Consider the following 16,768-nt stretch of genomic DNA (forward strand, 5'->3'; position numbering starts at 1 on the left):
GCATCGGGTCTTCAGGCGGGTGCTGACGGCGCGGCGCGGATGCCGAACGCCCAACAAGGTGCAAATGACCTATGTCCAAGCGTGATTATTATGAGGTCCTGGGTGTCGAGCGCGGCGCCAGTGAAGCAGACCTGAAAAAGGCTTATCGCCGCCTGGCGATGAAGTACCACCCGGACCGCAACCCGGGCGATAAAGAGTCCGAAGACAAGTTCAAGGAGGCCAACGAGGCCTACGAAGTACTGTCTGACGCGAGCAAGCGGGCGGCGTTCGACCAGTATGGTCACGCCGGCGTCGACCCGAGCATGGGTGGCGGCGGTGCAGGCTTCGGTGGCGCCAACTTCTCCGACATCTTTGGCGATGTGTTCAGTGACTTCTTCGGTGGTGGTCGTGGCGGTGGTCGTGGTGGTGCTTCGCGCGGCAGTGACCTGCGCTACACCCTGGAGCTGAACCTGGAAGAAGCCGTGCGCGGCACCACGGTCAGCATTCGGGTGCCGACCCTGGTCAACTGCCAGCCTTGTGACGGCAGCGGTGCGAAGAAGGGTTCGACCCCGTCGACCTGCCCGACGTGCGGCGGTATCGGCCAGGTGCGCATGCAGCAGGGCTTCTTCTCGGTGCAGCAGACCTGCCCGCGCTGCCATGGCCAGGGCAAGATCATCACCGACCCTTGCGGTTCTTGCCACGGTGAAGGCCGTGTCGAGGAATACAAGACCCTGTCGGTCAAGGTGCCGGCCGGCGTCGACACTGGCGACCGCATCCGTCTGTCCGGCGAAGGCGAGGCAGGCACCCATGGTGGCCCGACCGGCGACCTTTACGTGGTGATCAACGTGCGTGAGCACGAGATTTTCCAGCGTGACGGCAAGCACCTGTATTGCGAAGTGCCTATCAGCTATACCGATGCCGCTCTGGGTGGCGAGCTGGAAGTGCCGACCCTCGATGGTCGTGTGAAGCTGAAGATCCCGGAAGGCACGCAGACCGGCAAGCAGTTCCGCTTGCGTGGCAAGGGTGTGGCACCGGTGCGTGGTGGTGGTGCGGGTGACCTGCTGTGCCGCGTTGCGGTCGAGACCCCGGTCAACCTCAGCCGTCGCCAGCGTGAACTGCTCGAAGAGCTGCGCGACTCGCTCGAAGGCGACAGCTCCCACTCGCCCAAGGCCAATGGCTGGTTCGATGGCGTGAAGCGCTTCTTCGGCGATCTCTGACAAGGAACAGGCTATGCGACGTATTGCAGTGATGGGCGCGGCTGGGCGGATGGGCAAGACCCTGATCGAAGCCGTGCAGCAAACCCCGGGTGCCGGGCTGACGGCGGCGATCGACCGCCCGGACAGCTCGCTGGTCGGTGCGGATGCCGGTGAGTTGGCGGCGCTCGGTCGGATCGGCGTGCTGTTGTCGGATGACCTGGCCAAGGTTGCCGACGAATTCGACGTGCTGATCGACTTCACTCACCCTTCGGTGACCCTGAAGAACCTGGCGTTCTGCCGCAAGCATGGCAAGGCGATGATCATCGGCACCACCGGTTTCACCAGCGAGGAGAAGCAGTTGCTGGCCGAGGCAGGCAAGGACATCCCGATCGTCTTCGCCGCCAACTTCAGCGTAGGCGTCAACCTCAGCCTGAAGTTGCTGGACATGGCGGCGCGTGTGCTGGGCGATGATGTCGACATCGAGATCATCGAGGCGCACCACCGCCACAAGGTCGACGCGCCGTCAGGCACTGCGCTGCGCATGGGTGAGGTGGTTGCCAATGCCCTGGGCCGTGATCTGCAGGAAGTGGCGGTGTATGGTCGTGAGGGCCAGACGGGCGCGCGTGATCGCAAGACCATCGGCTTTGCCACCGTGCGTGCCGGCGATGTGGTCGGTGACCACACCGTGCTGTTCGCCGCTGAAGGTGAGCGCCTGGAAATCACCCACAAGGCTTCCAGCCGCATGACCTTCGCCAAGGGTGCGGTGCGTGCCGCGCTGTGGCTGGATGGGCGCGAGGCGGGCTTGTACGACATGCAGGATGTGCTGGAGCTGCGTTAAGCCGTTCCCTCGGGGTACATGTGATCCCTGGTAGGAGCGGCCTTGTGTCGCGAAAGGACTGCGCAGCAGTCCCAGCTTTCTGCGGCGCTGCCGAGATCCCTGGGGCCGCTTTGCGACCCTTTCGCGACACAAGGCCGCTCCTACGCGCGTGTTCATTGCCCAAGAAGGTCAGTCTGTCGCAATCATGTGTTTTAGAGGCACATTTGCGGTAGACCAAAAAAGCACTTTTCTGTAAGCTACAGCTTTAGTGTGTCCACTAAAAGCGCGCAGCGAATTGAATTCAGCACATAGAAGCGGGGTGACGTGTCCATACGTCACTCCGCTTTTTTGCAACCTGCGATCGCCCTTTCATGCTTGATTTACGGGAGGTCTTCTTGACAAAGCCAGCCATACTCGCCCTTGCCGACGGCAGTATTTTTCGCGGTGAAGCCATCGGAGCCGACGGTCAGACCGTTGGTGAGGTGGTGTTCAACACCGCTATGACCGGCTACCAGGAAATCCTTACAGACCCTTCCTACGCGCAGCAAATCGTTACTCTGACCTACCCGCACATTGGCAACACCGGTACCACCCCGGAAGACGCCGAGTCGAACCGTGTCTGGTCCGCTGGCCTGGTCATCCGTGACCTGCCGCTGCTGGCCAGCAACTGGCGTAACACCCAGTCGCTGCCTGACTACCTCAAGGCCAACAATGTCGTTGCCATCGCCGGCATCGACACCCGTCGCCTGACCCGTATCCTGCGTGAAAAGGGCGCTCAGAACGGCTGCATCCTCGCCGGTGACAACATCAGCGAAGAAGCCGCCATCGCCGCTGCCCGCGCCTTCCCTGGCCTCAAGGGCATGGACCTGGCCAAGGTCGTTTCCACCAAGGAGCGTTACGAGTGGCGCTCCAGCGTGTGGGAGCTGAAAACCGACAGCCACCCGACCCTGGAAGCTTCCGAGCTGCCGTACCACGTTGTTGCCTTCGACTACGGCGTCAAGCTGAACATCCTGCGCATGCTGGTCGCCCGTGGCTGCCGCGTGACCGTGGTGCCTGCCCAGACCCCGGCCAGTGAAGTGCTCGCGCTCAACCCCGATGGTGTGTTCCTGTCCAACGGCCCTGGTGATCCGGAGCCATGCGACTACGCGATCCAGGCGATCAAAGAGATCCTCGACACCGATATTCCGGTGTTCGGCATCTGCCTGGGCCACCAGCTGCTGGCGCTGGCCTCTGGCGCCAAGACCGTGAAAATGGGCCACGGTCACCATGGTGCCAACCACCCGGTCCAGGATCTGGACACCGGTGTGGTCATGATCACCAGCCAGAACCACGGTTTCGCCGTAGACGAAGCCACCCTGCCGGGTAACGTCCGCGCCATCCACAAGTCGCTGTTCGACGGCACCCTGCAGGGTATCGAGCGTACCGACAAGAGCGCGTTCAGCTTCCAGGGCCACCCTGAAGCGAGCCCGGGCCCGACCGACGTCGCGCCACTGTTCGATCGTTTCACCGATGCCATGGCCAAGCGCCGCTGAGCATCCTGCTTCAAGGCCCCGGGCCGGCACCTGCCGCGCCCGGAAGCGCCTGACCCAGATTGTTCAAAGCGGCTTGCCGACTGACCCCGGATTTGAGTGACCACCATGCCAAAACGTACAGACATCAAAAGCATCCTGATTCTCGGCGCTGGCCCGATCGTGATCGGCCAGGCCTGCGAATTCGACTACTCCGGCGCCCAGGCCTGTAAAGCCCTGCGCGAGGAAGGTTTCCGCGTCATCCTGGTGAACTCCAACCCAGCCACCATCATGACCGACCCGGCCATGGCCGACGCCACCTACATCGAGCCGATCAAGTGGCAGTCGGTGGCCAAGATCATCGAAAAAGAACGCCCGGACGCCGTATTGCCGACCATGGGTGGCCAGACCGCACTGAACTGCGCCCTGGACCTGGAGCGCCACGGCGTTCTGGAGAAGTTCGGCGTAGAGATGATCGGTGCCAACGCCGACACCATCGACAAGGCCGAAGACCGCTCGCGCTTCGACAAGGCCATGAAGGACATCGGCCTGGAGTGCCCGCGCTCCGGTATCGCCCACAGCATGGAAGAGGCCAATGCGGTCCTTGAGAAGCTTGGCTTCCCATGCATCATCCGCCCGTCGTTCACCATGGGTGGCACAGGTGGTGGTATCGCTTACAACCGTGAAGAGTTCGAAGAAATCTGCACCCGTGGTCTGGACCTGTCGCCGACCAAAGAGCTGCTGATCGACGAATCGCTGATCGGCTGGAAAGAGTACGAGATGGAAGTGGTCCGCGACAAAAAGGACAACTGCATCATCGTCTGCTCGATCGAAAACTTCGACCCGATGGGCGTGCACACCGGTGACTCGATCACCGTTGCTCCAGCGCAGACCCTGACCGACAAGGAATACCAGATCATGCGCAACGCCTCGCTGGCGGTGCTGCGTGAAATTGGCGTTGAAACCGGCGGTTCCAACGTGCAGTTCGGTATCTGCCCGAACACCGGCCGCATGGTCGTGATCGAGATGAACCCGCGTGTTTCGCGTTCCTCGGCGCTGGCTTCCAAGGCAACTGGCTTCCCGATCGCCAAGATCGCCGCCAAGCTGGCCATTGGTTACACCCTTGACGAACTGCAGAACGACATCACTGGCGGCCGTACTCCGGCGTCCTTCGAGCCGTCGATCGACTACGTCGTCACCAAGCTGCCACGCTTCGCCTTCGAGAAATTCCCGAAAGCCGACGCCCGCCTGACCACCCAGATGAAGTCCGTGGGTGAAGTCATGGCCATCGGCCGTACCTTCCAGGAATCCCTGCAGAAAGCCCTGCGCGGCCTGGAAGTCGGTGCTTGCGGTCTTGACCCTAAAGTCGACCTGGCCAGCCCGGAAGCCGCCGGCATCCTCAAGCGCGAGCTGACCGTGCCGGGTGCCGAGCGCATCTGGTACGTGGCTGACGCCATGCGTTCGGGTATGACCTGCGAAGAGATCTTCGCCCTGACCGGCATCGACATGTGGTTCCTGGTTCAGATGGAAGACCTGATCAAGGAAGAAGAGAAGGTCAAGACCCTGGCCCTGTCGGCGATCGACAAGGACTACATGCTGCGCCTCAAGCGCAAGGGCTTCTCGGACCAGCGTCTGGCCAAGCTGCTCGGCATCACCGACAAGAACCTGCGCCGTCACCGCCACAAGCTGGAAGTGTTCCCGGTGTACAAGCGCGTCGACACCTGCGCTGCCGAGTTCGCCACCGACACCGCCTACCTGTACTCCACCTACGAGGAAGAGTGCGAGGCCAACCCGTCGACCCGCGACAAGATCATGATCCTGGGTGGCGGCCCTAACCGTATCGGTCAAGGCATCGAGTTCGACTATTGCTGCGTACACGCGGCACTGGCACTGCGTGAAGACGGTTACGAGACCATCATGGTCAACTGCAACCCGGAAACCGTCTCCACCGACTACGACACCTCCGACCGCCTGTACTTCGAGCCGTTGACCCTGGAAGACGTGCTGGAAGTCTGCCGCGTCGAGAAGCCCAAGGGCGTCATCGTCCACTACGGCGGCCAGACCCCGCTGAAACTGGCTCGCGCCCTGGAAGAGGCCGGCGTACCGATCATCGGTACCAGCCCGGACGCCATCGACCGTGCCGAAGACCGTGAGCGCTTCCAGCAGATGGTTCAGCGCCTGAACCTGCTGCAGCCGCCAAACGCTACCGTGCGCAGCGAAGAAGAAGCCATCCGTGCCGCGGGCGGTATCGGTTACCCGCTGGTGGTGCGCCCTTCCTACGTACTGGGCGGCCGTGCGATGGAGATCGTCTACGAACTGGACGAGCTCAAGCGCTACCTGCGTGAAGCCGTGCAAGTGTCCAACGACAGCCCGGTACTGCTGGACCACTTCCTCAACTGCGCCATCGAGATGGACGTGGATGCGGTCTGCGACGGCACCGACGTGGTGATCGGCGCGATCATGCAGCACATCGAGCAGGCCGGCGTTCACTCCGGTGACTCGGCGTGCTCGCTGCCGCCTTACTCGCTGAGCAAGGACGTGCAGGACCAGGTTCGCGACCAGGTACGCAAGATGGCCCTGGAGCTGGGCGTGGTTGGCCTGATGAACGTGCAGTTGGCCTTGCAGGGCGACAAGATCTACGTGATCGAAGTCAACCCGCGCGCCTCGCGTACCGTGCCGTTCGTGTCCAAGTGCATCGGCACTTCCCTGGCGATGATCGCTGCCCGCGTCATGGCTGGCAAAACCCTGAAAGAGCTGGGCTTCACCCAGGAAATCATCCCGAACTTCTACAGCGTCAAGGAAGCCGTCTTCCCGTTCGCCAAGTTCCCGGGGGTTGACCCGATCCTCGGCCCTGAGATGAAATCGACCGGTGAAGTCATGGGTGTCGGTGACAGCTTCGGTGAAGCGTTCGCCAAGGCTCAGATGGGTGCCAGCGAAGTACTGCCAACGGGCGGTACCGCGTTCATCAGCGTACGTGACGACGACAAGCCGCAAGTGGCTGGAGTTGCCCGTGACCTGATCGCCCTGGGCTTCGAAGTGGTCGCTACTGCAGGTACCGCCAAGGTCATCGAGGCGGCTGGCCTGAAAGTGCGCCGCGTGAACAAGGTGACCGAAGGCCGTCCGCACGTGGTCGACATGATCAAGAACGACGAAGTGTCGTTGATCATCAACACCACCGAAGGCCGTCAGTCGATTGCCGATTCCTATTCGATTCGTCGCAATGCGTTGCAGCACAAGATTTACTGCACCACGACCATTGCGGCTGGTGAAGCCATCTGCGAAGCGCTGAAATTCGGCCCTGAAAAGACCGTTCGTCGCTTGCAGGATCTGCATGCAGGACTTAAAGCATGAGCATTACCAAGTATCCGATGACCGTTCAGGGCGCTCGCGCCCTGGAAGAGGAGCACCTGTTCCTGAGCAAGACCGAGCGCCCGCGCCTGAGCCAGGCCATTGGCGAAGCGCGCGAACTGGGCGACCTCAAGGAAAATGCCGAATACCATGCCGCCCGTGAGGAGCAGGGCATGGTCGAGGCGCGTATCCGCGACATCGAAGGCCGTCTGCAGAACTCGGTAGTGATCGACGTGACCACTATCCCTCACACCGGCAAAGTGATTTTCGGCACCACTGTGGTGCTGGCCAACACTGAAACCGATGAAGAGGTGAGCTACCAGATCGTTGGTGAGGATGAAGCCGACGTGAAGCAAGGCAAGCTCTCGAGCGGCGCACCGATCGCCCGTGCCATCATCGGCAAGGAAGAAGGTGATACTGTCGTCGTCAAGACGCCAAGCGGCTCGGTCGAGTACGAGATTGTCGAAGTCAAGCACATCTGACCGGCGCCTGCGGGCGCCATCCCTTGAGGGGATCCTCTGGCAACTGGCCCAGGTTTTCTGGGTCGGTGGCCTTTGGGTGTTCCATGTTGGGCTGGTGCCTGCGCTCAAGGTCAGTGGCCTGGCACCTTTGCTGGTACAGGATATCGCCGGGCAGATTGACCGTTGGTTGATTGGCGTGGCGTTGCTCGGGCTGCTGACGCAGCTGGCAGTACTGGCGAGGGTCGATGGCCTGGCGGCCTGGTGGCGGCAATTTCGTGGCCAGATGCTGTTGCTCGGCTTTGCGGCCTGCGTGGGGTATTACACCTTGCGCTATGGCATCTCGGTCGGCGAGCGCTGGCAGATGTTCTGTTTTCTGGTTCTGGGTTTTTCCGGCATCGTGCTGGTGGCTCAACCGGTACCGGTCAGGGCGCGCCAAGCGCGCCACTGATCGGCGCCACCGTTACTTGTAGCGGTGGATGTTGGACAGCTGTTTGTTCGGCTGTGGGTTCTTGCGGTAGATCAGCGCTTTCTTGCCGATGGTCTGCACCAGCTCGGCGCGGCCGGCCTTGCACAGCTCTGCGATGGTCTCGGCGCGCTCTTCGCGATCTTCCGAGCGAATTTCGACCTTGATCAGCTCGTGGTCGACCAGTGCGCGCTCCAGTTCGGCGATCACGCCTTCATTCAAACCGTTGCCAGCAACGATCAGGACCGGTTTCAGGTCATGACCAATGGATTTGTATTGCTTCTTCTGCTCGTTATTGAGCGGCATAATCTGACCCTTTCCGTCTGATTCTGTAAAATTGACGGGCATTTTACCCGAGGGCCTGTGGCTCCGCCCAGTCAAACACGACGCATATCATCGAGGTGCCCCGTGGTACAACGTTCCAAAAGCAGCGCTAACTGGCTGCGAGAGCATTTTAACGACCCTTTTGTTAAGCAGGCACAGAAGGATGGCTACCGCTCGCGTGCGAGCTACAAACTGCTGGAGATCCAGGAGAAAGACCGCCTGATCCGCCCAGGCATGAGCGTGATCGACCTGGGCGCGGCGCCGGGTGGCTGGTCGCAGGTGACCAGTCGTCTGATTGGTGGCCAGGGCCGTCTGATCGCTTCGGACATTCTGGAAATGGACTCGATCCCGGACGTTACCTTCATTCAGGGCGACTTCACCCAGGATGAGGTCCTGCAGCAGATCCTCGATGCGGTCGGTGATTCGCACGTAGACCTTGTGATTTCCGACATGGCCCCCAATATGAGTGGTACGCCTGAGGTGGACATGCCGCGCGCCATGTTCCTCTGTGAGTTGGCCCTGGACCTGGCAACCCGTGTGCTCAAGCCCGGCGGTGATTTTCTGATCAAGATTTTCCAGGGCGAAGGCTTTGACATGTACCTGAAGGATGTGCGCACCAAGTTCGACAAGGTGCAGATGCGCAAGCCGTCCTCTTCACGGGATCGCTCGCGTGAACAGTACCTGTTGGGTAAGGGTTTCAAGGGCGCTTGAATGGCGTGCTGCGGGGTGGTCGATAGTTATTTCCAATCGGCCGCCCCGTCTGGATTGTCCGAACTTCGTGTAGTCTAGATTTCACAAAGGGTTACAGACGGTGCCTGCGGTTGCGTAGGTAATGTAGTAAGTTAGGGCGATGAATATCATGCGAGGCACGGCTGCGTCGTGCGCCGGCCTCAGAGGGTAGCGAATTGAACGACATGGCAAAGAATCTGATCCTGTGGTTGATCATCGCAGCTGTCCTGGTGACAGTGATGAACAACTTCTCCAGCCCTAACGAGCCGCAGACCCTCAACTACTCCGACTTCATCCAGCAGGTCAAGGATGGCAAGGTCGAGCGTGTGACCGTCGACGGCTACATCATTACCGGCAAGCGCGCCGACGGCGACAGCTTCAAGACCGTTCGCCCGGCCATTACCGATAACGGCCTGATCGGCGACCTGGTCGACAATAACGTGGTCGTCGAAGGCAAGCAGCCCGAGCAGCAGAGCATCTGGACTCAGCTGCTGGTGGCGAGCTTCCCGATCCTGGTGATCATTGCCGTGTTCATGTTCTTCATGCGCCAGATGCAGGGCGGTGCAGGTGGCAAGGGCGGGCCGATGAGCTTCGGCAAGAGCAAGGCGCGCCTGCTTTCCGAAGACCAGGTCAAGACCACTTTGGCTGACGTTGCAGGTTGCGACGAGGCCAAGGAAGAAGTCGGCGAGCTGGTCGAGTTCCTGCGCGACCCGGGCAAGTTCCAGCGTCTGGGTGGCCGCATCCCGCGTGGCGTGCTGATGGTCGGCCCGCCGGGTACCGGTAAGACCTTGCTGGCCAAGGCCATTGCCGGCGAAGCCAAGGTGCCTTTCTTCACCATTTCCGGTTCGGACTTCGTCGAGATGTTCGTCGGTGTGGGTGCCAGCCGTGTGCGCGACATGTTCGAGCAGGCCAAAAAGCACGCCCCATGCATTATCTTCATCGACGAGATCGACGCCGTTGGTCGCCACCGTGGCGCCGGCATGGGCGGTGGTCACGACGAGCGTGAGCAGACCCTCAACCAGTTGCTGGTCGAGATGGACGGCTTTGAAATGAACGATGGCATCATCGTCATTGCTGCCACCAACCGTCCGGACGTACTGGACCCGGCCCTGCTGCGTCCTGGCCGCTTCGACCGCCAGGTGGTGGTCGGCCTGCCAGACATCCGTGGTCGTGAGCAGATCCTCAAGGTTCACATGCGCAAGGTTCCGATCGGCGAGAACGTCAATCCGGCAGTCATTGCCCGTGGTACTCCAGGCTTCTCCGGTGCTGACCTTGCCAACCTGGTCAACGAAGCTTCGCTGTTCGCTGCGCGCTCCAACAAGCGCCTGGTCGAGATGAAAGAGTTCGAACTGGCCAAAGACAAGATCATGATGGGCGCCGAGCGCAAGACCATGGTCATGTCCGAGAAGGAAAAACAGAACACCGCTTACCACGAGGCCGGTCACGCCATCGTTGGTCGCCTGGTGCCTGAGCATGACCCGGTTTACAAGGTTTCGATCATCCCGCGCGGTCGCGCCCTGGGTGTGACCATGTTCCTGCCCGAGGAAGACCGTTACAGCCTGTCCAAGCGTGCTCTGATCAGCCAGATCTGCTCGCTGTACGGTGGCCGTATCGCCGAGGAAATGACCTTGGGCTTCGACGGTGTTACCACCGGTGCCTCGAACGACATCATGCGTGCCAGCCAGATTGCTCGGAACATGGTCACCAAGTGGGGCCTGTCCGAGAAGCTCGGCCCGCTGATGTATGCCGAAGAAGAGGGCGAGGTTTTCCTCGGCCGCAGCGCCGGCAGCCAGCACGCCAGTGTTTCTGGCGAAACGGCCAAGCTGATCGACTCGGAAGTGCGCAGCATCATCGACCAGTGCTACGCCACTGCCAAGCAGCTGCTGACCGACAACCGCGACAAGCTCGATGCCATGGCCGAAGCGCTGATGAAGTACGAGACCATCGACGCCGACCAGATCGACGACATCATGTCCGGTCGTACGCCTCGCGAACCGCGTGACTGGGATGACGACAAGACTTCGGGCACGCCTGCTGCCCAGAATGATCGCCCTGAATCGCCGATCGGCGGCCCAGCGGCTCAACACTAAGGGCATCTATGAGCTCTAAGCTGTACCCGACCCGGTTGCCTTGCGGCAACCGGGTTCTTGATTTGTCCCGTACCCATGTCATGGGTATCCTCAATATCACCCCCGATTCCTTCTCTGATGGCGGGCGCTTCAGTCAGCGCGACGAGGCCCTACGTCATGCAGAAGCCATGGTTGCGGCGGGCGCGACGCTGATCGACATCGGCGGCGAATCGACGCGCCCCGGCGCCCGTGCGGTCTCGGTGACCGAGGAGCTCGAGCGTGTGGCGCCGATGGTCGAGGCAATCAACAGTCGCCTTGATGTGGTCATTTCGGTCGATACCTCAACGCCTGCCGTCATGCGTGAGTCGGCTCGCCTCGGTGCTGGCCTGATCAACGACGTGCGTGCGCTGGAGCGTGATGGCGCCCTCGATGCCGCTGCAGATACCGGGCTGCCGGTGTGCCTGATGCACATGCGCGGCGAGCCGGGGAACATGCAGGACGACCCGCATTACGAGGATGTGACCGCCGATGTAACGCGCTATCTTGAACAGCGGATGGCGGCTTGCGCAGCAGCGGGTATCGGTGCCGAACGCATCATCCTCGACCCGGGTTTCGGGTTCGCCAAGACACTGGCGCATAACCTGAGCCTGTTCAAGCATATGGAAGCACTTTACAGTCTCGGGCGCCCGTTGCTGGTGGGTGTTTCACGCAAGAGCATGATCGGCCTGACGCTGGATCGTCCGGTTGGTGAGCGGCTGTACGGCAGCCTGGCGCTGGCGGCCTTGGCCATGACCAAGGGTGCCAGCATTCTGCGCGTCCATGATGTGGCCGAGACCGCCGATGTGGTGCGCATGATTGCTGCGGTACAGAACGCCGAATAAGAACATTGGAGTCCCTATGAGCAGAAAATACTTTGGTACCGACGGCATCCGTGGCCGCGTCGGCGAATACCCGATCACCCCTGACTTCATGCTGAAGCTGGGCTGGGCGGCGGGCATGGCCTTCCGCAAGCAGGGTAACTGCCGCGTGTTGGTGGGCAAGGACACGCGCATTTCCGGTTACATGTTCGAGTCCGCGCTCGAGGCGGGCCTTTCTGCTGCAGGTGCTGACGTCTTGCTGCTCGGGCCGATGCCTACCCCGGCCATCGCCTACCTGACCCGTACCTTCCATGCTGAAGCGGGTATCGTCATCAGTGCTTCGCACAACCCGCACGATGACAACGGTATCAAGTTCTTCTCAGGCCAGGGCACCAAGCTGCCCGACGAAATCGAGCTGATGATCGAGGAGCTTCTTGACCAGCCGATGACGGTGGTCGGCTCGAGCAAGTTGGGCAAGGTCTCGCGCATCAACGATGCCGCTGGCCGCTACATCGAGTTTTGCAAGAGCAGTGTGCCGTCCAGCACCGGCTTCGAAGGGCTCAAGCTGGTCGTCGACTGCGCCCATGGCGCCACCTACAAAGTCGCGCCGAGCGTGTTCCGTGAGCTGGGTGCCGAAGTGACGGTGCTGCATGCGCAGCCTGACGGCCTGAACATCAACGAAAGCTGCGGCTCGACCCACATCGAGTCGCTGCAGGCGGCAGTGCTGGTCGGTCACGCCGACTTGGGCATCGCCTTCGACGGTGATGGTGACCGGGTGTTGATGGTCGATCATACCGGCGCGATCGTCGATGGCGACGAGCTGCTGTTCATCATCGCCCGGGACCTGCACGAGCGGGGCAAGCTGCAGGGCGGGGTGGTCGGTACGCTGATGAGTAACCTGGGCCTGGAGCTTGCACTCAAGGACCTGGACATTCCTTTCGTGCGGGCCAAGGTTGGCGACCGCTACGTCATGGCCGAGCTGCTGGAGCGCGGCTGGCTGGTGGGGGGTGAAAACTCCGGGCATGTCGTGTGCTGCAACCACACCACCACCGGTGATGCGATCATTGCCGCACTGCAGGTACTGCTGGCGCTCAAGCGCCGCGGCGAGACCCTGGCGCAGGCTCGCCAGGCCTTGCGCAAGTGCCCGCAGGTGTTGATCAATGTTCGTTTCGGCGCCAGCAAGGTCGACCCCCTGGAGCATCCGGCTGTCAAGGAGGCCAGTGCCAAGGTTACCGAGGACATGGCGGGGCGTGGGCGTGTGCTGTTGCGCAAGTCGGGCACCGAGCCGTTGGTGCGGGTGATGGTTGAAGGTGACGATGAAAGCCAGGTGCGCACGCATGCCGAAGCCCTGGCCAAACTGGTCGCTGAAGTTTGTGTCTGAATTGGGCTTGCCAGCGCAGATCTGGTTGGGTAAGATCTGCGCCCACTTTGACCGACGAGGTAAAGCATGCGTCGCCCCATGGTAGCTGGTAACTGGAAGATGCACGGTACCCGCGCCAGCGTCGCTGAGCTGACTCAGGGCTTGGGCAATATGCTCATTCCCGAAGGTATCGAAGTCGCGGTTTTTCCTCCGGCCCTGTTCATCAATGAAGTCATTGATGGCCTGAAAGGCAAAGGAATCATCGTTGGAGCACAGAATTCTGCAGTACAGCCCGAACAGGGTGCGCTGACTGGTGAAGTTGCACCGAGTCAGTTGGCTGAAGTGGGTTGCAAGTTGGTGTTGATTGGTCACTCCGAACGTCGCCAGGTTATCGGTGAAAGTGAAGAAGTGCTTAATCGCAAGTTTGCAGCTGCTCAGAAAAGTGGTTTGACGCCGGTGCTCTGCATAGGGGAAACTCTACAAGAGCGCGAAGCAGGCAAGACGCTTGAAGTTGTAGGGCGTCAACTAAGCAGTGTTATCGACGCGTTCGGTATTGCCGCTTTTGCCAATGCAGTAATTGCCTATGAGCCTGTATGGGCCATCGGTACAGGTTTGACGGCCTCGCCGCAGCAAGCTCAGGATGTGCATGCAGCCATCCGTAAGCAGTTGGCAGCGAAGGACGCCGAAGTTGCGCAGAATGTGCAGCTTCTCTACGGCGGTAGCGTGAAGGCGGCCAATGCGGCCGAACTGTTCGGCATGCCGGATATTGATGGGGGGCTCATTGGTGGAGCATCCCTGAACGCAGACGAATTCGGTGCAATTTGTCGCGCCGCAGGAAACTGAACAAATGCTGGAAACAGTCATCGTTGTTTTTCATCTGTTGGCAGCGCTGTCGCTTGTAGTGCTGGTGCTGTTGCAACAGGGTAAGGGTGCGGAAGCAGGTGCATCTTTCGGCGCAGGTGCTTCAAATACTGTGTTCGGAAGCCAAGGTTCTGCTACCTTCCTGAGTAAATTCACTGCTATACTTGCTGCCACTTTCTTTTTGACAGCACTTGGGTTAGGATACTTCGCCAAGCAACAAGCTCACCAGCTTGGTCAGGCGGGACTTCCGGATCCAGCGGTGTTGGAAGTAAAGCAGCCAAAGCCGGCAGTAAATGATGATGTACCGGTGCTCCAGGAGCAGAAGAGCGAAACCACCCCAGCGGGTGACGTACCTCCTCCAGCCGAAGAGCAGAAGTAACGGGTTTCAAGAAGTAATATTGCCGAGGTGGTGGAATTGGTAGACACGCAACCTTGAGGTGGTTGTGCCCATAGGGTGTAGGGGTTCGAGTCCCCTTCTCGGTACCAATTAAAGCTTGAGAGCCCGCTTTAGCGGGCTTTCTTGCAGGTGGAGGTTAGATTGACCCAGCGACGGGTTCAGTCTTATACTTTCGCCCCAGCTTTGTCGCGGGGTGGAGCAGCTTGGTAGCTCGTCGGGCTCATAACCCGAAGGTCGTTGGTTCAAATCCAGCCCCCGCAACCAGCTTCAGCGGAGCCCCTTTTCAGGGGCTTTTTGCTAGCCGAACAGTTTACGGCGTCGTTGTCCAACGGCGCTTTCAGGGATGGGCGCTTCGCCCATTTTTTATTTGCACAGCATGCACGAGGGGGTTCAGGTGTCGAGCAAGCTAGAACAGTTGCAGGCCTTGTTGGCCCCGGTGGTCGAGGGTCTGGGCTATCAATGCTGGGGGATCGAGTACGTTTCCCAGGGTAAGCATTCGGTATTGCGCATCTATATCGACAAGGAAGGCGGCATTCTGGTGGAGGACTGTGAAGCGGTCAGCCGTCAGGCCAGCGCCATTCTTGATGTGGAAGATCCGATCAGCAGTGAATATACCCTTGAGGTGTCCTCTCCAGGCATGGATCGCCCGCTGTTCACGCTGGAACAGTTTGCCTCGCATGCCGGCGAACAAGTGAAGATCAAGCTGCGTACGCCCTTCGAGGGTCGTCGTAACTTCCAGGGCCTTCTCCGCGGTGTGGAGGAGCAGGATGTGGTGGTCCAGGTGGACAGTCATGAGTTCCTGTTGCCGATCGACTCGATCGACAAGGCCAATATTATTCCCAGTTTTGACTGAGACGTGCCGGGCCCGGCGGACTATCCGGGCCCAATGGCTTGCGCAAGGCGAGGCGTACGATGAGCAAAGAAGTACTGCTGGTTGTTGAATCGGTATCCAACGAAAAAGGTGTACCGCCCGGCGTCATTTTCGAAGCGCTGGAAGTGGCCTTGGCTACTGCAACCAAAAAACGTTTTGAAGACGAAGTCGACCTGCGTGTGGAAATCAACCGCCACACCGGTAGCTACGAGACCTTCCGTCGCTGGACCGTGGTCGACGAAGCCGATCTGGACGATCCGGCAATCGAGACCTGGCTGGCCAAGATCCACGAGACTCACCCTGAAGCCAAGGTGGGTGACGTGATCGAGGAGAAGATCGAGTCCATCGAATTCGGTCGTATCGCCGCCCAGACCGCCAAGCAGGTCATCGTGCAGAAGGTCCGTGAGGCCGAGCGCGCCCAGGTGGTCGATGCCTACCGCGAACGCGTTGGCGAGATCATCTCCGGTACTGTCAAGAAGGTTACCCGCGACAACGTCATCGTCGACCTGGGCAACAACGCCGAGGCGCTGCTGGCTCGCGAAGACATCATTCCACGTGAGACCTTCCGGGTTGGCGTGCGCTTGCGTGCGCTGCTCAAGGAAATCCGCACCGAGAACCGCGGTCCGCAGCTGATCCTGTCGCGCACCGCGCCACAGATGCTGATCGAACTGTTCCGCATCGAAGTGCCGGAAATCGCAGAAGGCCTCATTGAAGTCATGGCCGCTTCCCGTGATCCGGGATCGCGTGCCAAGATCGCCGTCCGCTCCAAGGACAAGCGCATCGACCCGCAGGGTGCCTGTATCGGCATGCGCGGTTCGCGCGTCCAGGCCGTATCCGGCGAGCTGGGTGGCGAGCGTGTGGATATCGTCCTGTGGGACGAGAACCCGGCGCAATTTGTCATCAACGCCATGTCGCCGGCTGAAGTCGCGGCGATCATCGTTGACGAAGATGCCCATGCCATGGACATCGCCGTTGCCGAGGACAACCTGGCCCAGGCCATTGGCCGTGGTGGTCAGAACGTTCGCCTGGCCAGTCAGTTGACCGGCTGGACCCTGAACGTGATGACCGAGAAGGACATCCAGGCCAAGCAGCAGGCGGAAACCGGTGACATCCTGCGCAACTTCATCGAGGAACTGGAAGTCGACGAGGAGCTGGCCCAAGTGCTGGTCGACGAAGGCTTTACCAGCCTTGAAGAAATTGCCTACGTACCGTTGGAAGAAATGCTCAACATCGATGGCTTTGACGAGGATATCGTCAATGAGCTCCGCGCTCGAGCCAAGGACCGTTTGTTGACCAAGGCCATCGCTACCGAAGAAAAACTGGCAGACGCCCATCCGGCCGAAGACCTGCTCTCCCTTGAGGGCATGGACAAGGACCTGGCGGCGGAACTGGCGGTGCGCGGCGTGGTTAACCGCGAAGACCTGGCCGAGCAGTCGATTGACGACCTGCTCGACATCGACGGCATCGACCAAGAGCGTGCCGGCAAGTTGATCATGGCCGCCCGAGCCCACTGGTTCGAGTAATTAGG

15 protein-coding genes and 2 tRNA genes are annotated in these 16,768 nt (G+C 60.5%); 16 read left to right on the forward strand and 1 reads right to left on the reverse strand.

Features of this window, described 5'->3' with window-relative positions; translation table 11 throughout:
* Positions 1-71 precede the first annotated feature (71 nt).
* The 6 genes from dnaJ (at position 72) to JOE27_RS20010 (ending at position 7,757) form a co-directional block, all read left to right on the forward strand.
* The gene (dnaJ, locus tag JOE27_RS19985) at positions 72-1,196 is read left to right on the forward strand and encodes a molecular chaperone DnaJ (protein WP_039602362.1); all 1,125 of its coding nucleotides are present in this window, start codon (positions 72-74) and stop codon (positions 1,194-1,196) included.
* Between the two features lie 13 nt (positions 1,197-1,209).
* Complete coding sequence (gene dapB / locus JOE27_RS19990; RefSeq protein ID WP_119688248.1) at positions 1,210-2,013, forward strand: 4-hydroxy-tetrahydrodipicolinate reductase; 804 nt, start codon at positions 1,210-1,212, stop codon at positions 2,011-2,013.
* Positions 2,014-2,387: 374 nt separating this feature from the next.
* On the forward strand, positions 2,388-3,524 hold the full coding sequence (gene carA / locus JOE27_RS19995) for a glutamine-hydrolyzing carbamoyl-phosphate synthase small subunit (RefSeq protein ID WP_039602472.1): 1,137 nt from the start codon (positions 2,388-2,390) through the stop codon (positions 3,522-3,524).
* Positions 3,525-3,629: 105 nt separating this feature from the next.
* Positions 3,630-6,851 (forward strand): carbamoyl-phosphate synthase large subunit, encoded by a 3,222-nt coding sequence (gene carB / locus JOE27_RS20000; RefSeq protein ID WP_012312643.1) that lies wholly within the window; start codon positions 3,630-3,632, stop codon positions 6,849-6,851.
* A complete protein-coding gene (greA, locus tag JOE27_RS20005) occupies positions 6,848-7,330 on the forward strand; it encodes a transcription elongation factor GreA (RefSeq protein ID WP_012312644.1) in 483 nt (160 codons plus the stop codon). Before carB ends, greA begins: the two co-directional genes overlap by 4 nt.
* A complete protein-coding gene (locus tag JOE27_RS20010; RefSeq protein ID WP_012312645.1) occupies positions 7,308-7,757 on the forward strand; it encodes a hypothetical protein in 450 nt (149 codons plus the stop codon). Before greA ends, JOE27_RS20010 begins: the two co-directional genes overlap by 23 nt.
* A gap of 12 nt (positions 7,758-7,769) precedes the next feature.
* Here JOE27_RS20010 and yhbY read toward each other — a convergent pair whose 3' ends face one another.
* A complete protein-coding gene (gene yhbY, locus JOE27_RS20015; protein WP_003249945.1) occupies positions 7,770-8,078 on the reverse strand; it encodes a ribosome assembly RNA-binding protein YhbY in 309 nt (102 codons plus the stop codon).
* Between the two features lie 102 nt (positions 8,079-8,180).
* Between yhbY and rlmE the strand changes: the two genes are divergently transcribed.
* The 10 genes from rlmE (at position 8,181) to nusA (ending at position 16,763) form a co-directional block, all read left to right on the forward strand.
* Positions 8,181-8,807: a 23S rRNA (uridine(2552)-2'-O)-methyltransferase RlmE gene (rlmE, locus tag JOE27_RS20020; protein WP_012312646.1), complete on the forward strand. Its 627-nt coding sequence runs from the start codon at positions 8,181-8,183 to the stop codon at positions 8,805-8,807.
* A 203-nt stretch (positions 8,808-9,010) separates the two neighbouring features.
* Entirely contained in the window at positions 9,011-10,915 is a 1,905-nt protein-coding gene (gene ftsH / locus JOE27_RS20025; protein WP_012312647.1) for an ATP-dependent zinc metalloprotease FtsH, read from the forward strand.
* An 8-nt stretch (positions 10,916-10,923) separates the two neighbouring features.
* On the forward strand, positions 10,924-11,775 hold the full coding sequence (gene folP / locus JOE27_RS20030; protein ID WP_046788151.1) for a dihydropteroate synthase: 852 nt from the start codon (positions 10,924-10,926) through the stop codon (positions 11,773-11,775).
* Between the two features lie 16 nt (positions 11,776-11,791).
* Positions 11,792-13,132, forward strand: coding sequence for a phosphoglucosamine mutase (gene glmM, locus JOE27_RS20035; RefSeq protein WP_046788152.1), 1,341 nt, complete (start codon positions 11,792-11,794; stop codon positions 13,130-13,132).
* Positions 13,133-13,198: 66 nt separating this feature from the next.
* The gene (gene tpiA / locus JOE27_RS20040; RefSeq protein ID WP_039603947.1) at positions 13,199-13,954 is read left to right on the forward strand and encodes a triose-phosphate isomerase; all 756 of its coding nucleotides are present in this window, start codon (positions 13,199-13,201) and stop codon (positions 13,952-13,954) included.
* Between the two features lie 4 nt (positions 13,955-13,958).
* Positions 13,959-14,351, forward strand: a complete 393-nt coding sequence (secG, locus tag JOE27_RS20045; RefSeq protein WP_012312651.1) for a preprotein translocase subunit SecG — start codon at positions 13,959-13,961, stop codon at positions 14,349-14,351.
* 21 nt (positions 14,352-14,372) lie between these two features.
* Positions 14,373-14,458: transfer RNA gene (locus tag JOE27_RS20050), tRNA-Leu, on the forward strand.
* A 98-nt stretch (positions 14,459-14,556) separates the two neighbouring features.
* Positions 14,557-14,633: transfer RNA gene (locus JOE27_RS20055), tRNA-Met, on the forward strand.
* Between the two features lie 130 nt (positions 14,634-14,763).
* The gene (gene rimP, locus JOE27_RS20060) at positions 14,764-15,222 is read left to right on the forward strand and encodes a ribosome maturation factor RimP (RefSeq protein WP_042111874.1); all 459 of its coding nucleotides are present in this window, start codon (positions 14,764-14,766) and stop codon (positions 15,220-15,222) included.
* 59 nt (positions 15,223-15,281) lie between these two features.
* Positions 15,282-16,763: a transcription termination factor NusA gene (gene nusA / locus JOE27_RS20065; protein WP_046788153.1), complete on the forward strand. Its 1,482-nt coding sequence runs from the start codon at positions 15,282-15,284 to the stop codon at positions 16,761-16,763.
* Positions 16,764-16,768 lie beyond the last annotated feature (5 nt).

This window comes from Pseudomonas sp. M5, from assembly GCF_016907075.1.
Classification (GTDB): Bacteria; Pseudomonadota; Gammaproteobacteria; order Pseudomonadales; family Pseudomonadaceae; genus Aquipseudomonas; species Aquipseudomonas putida_E.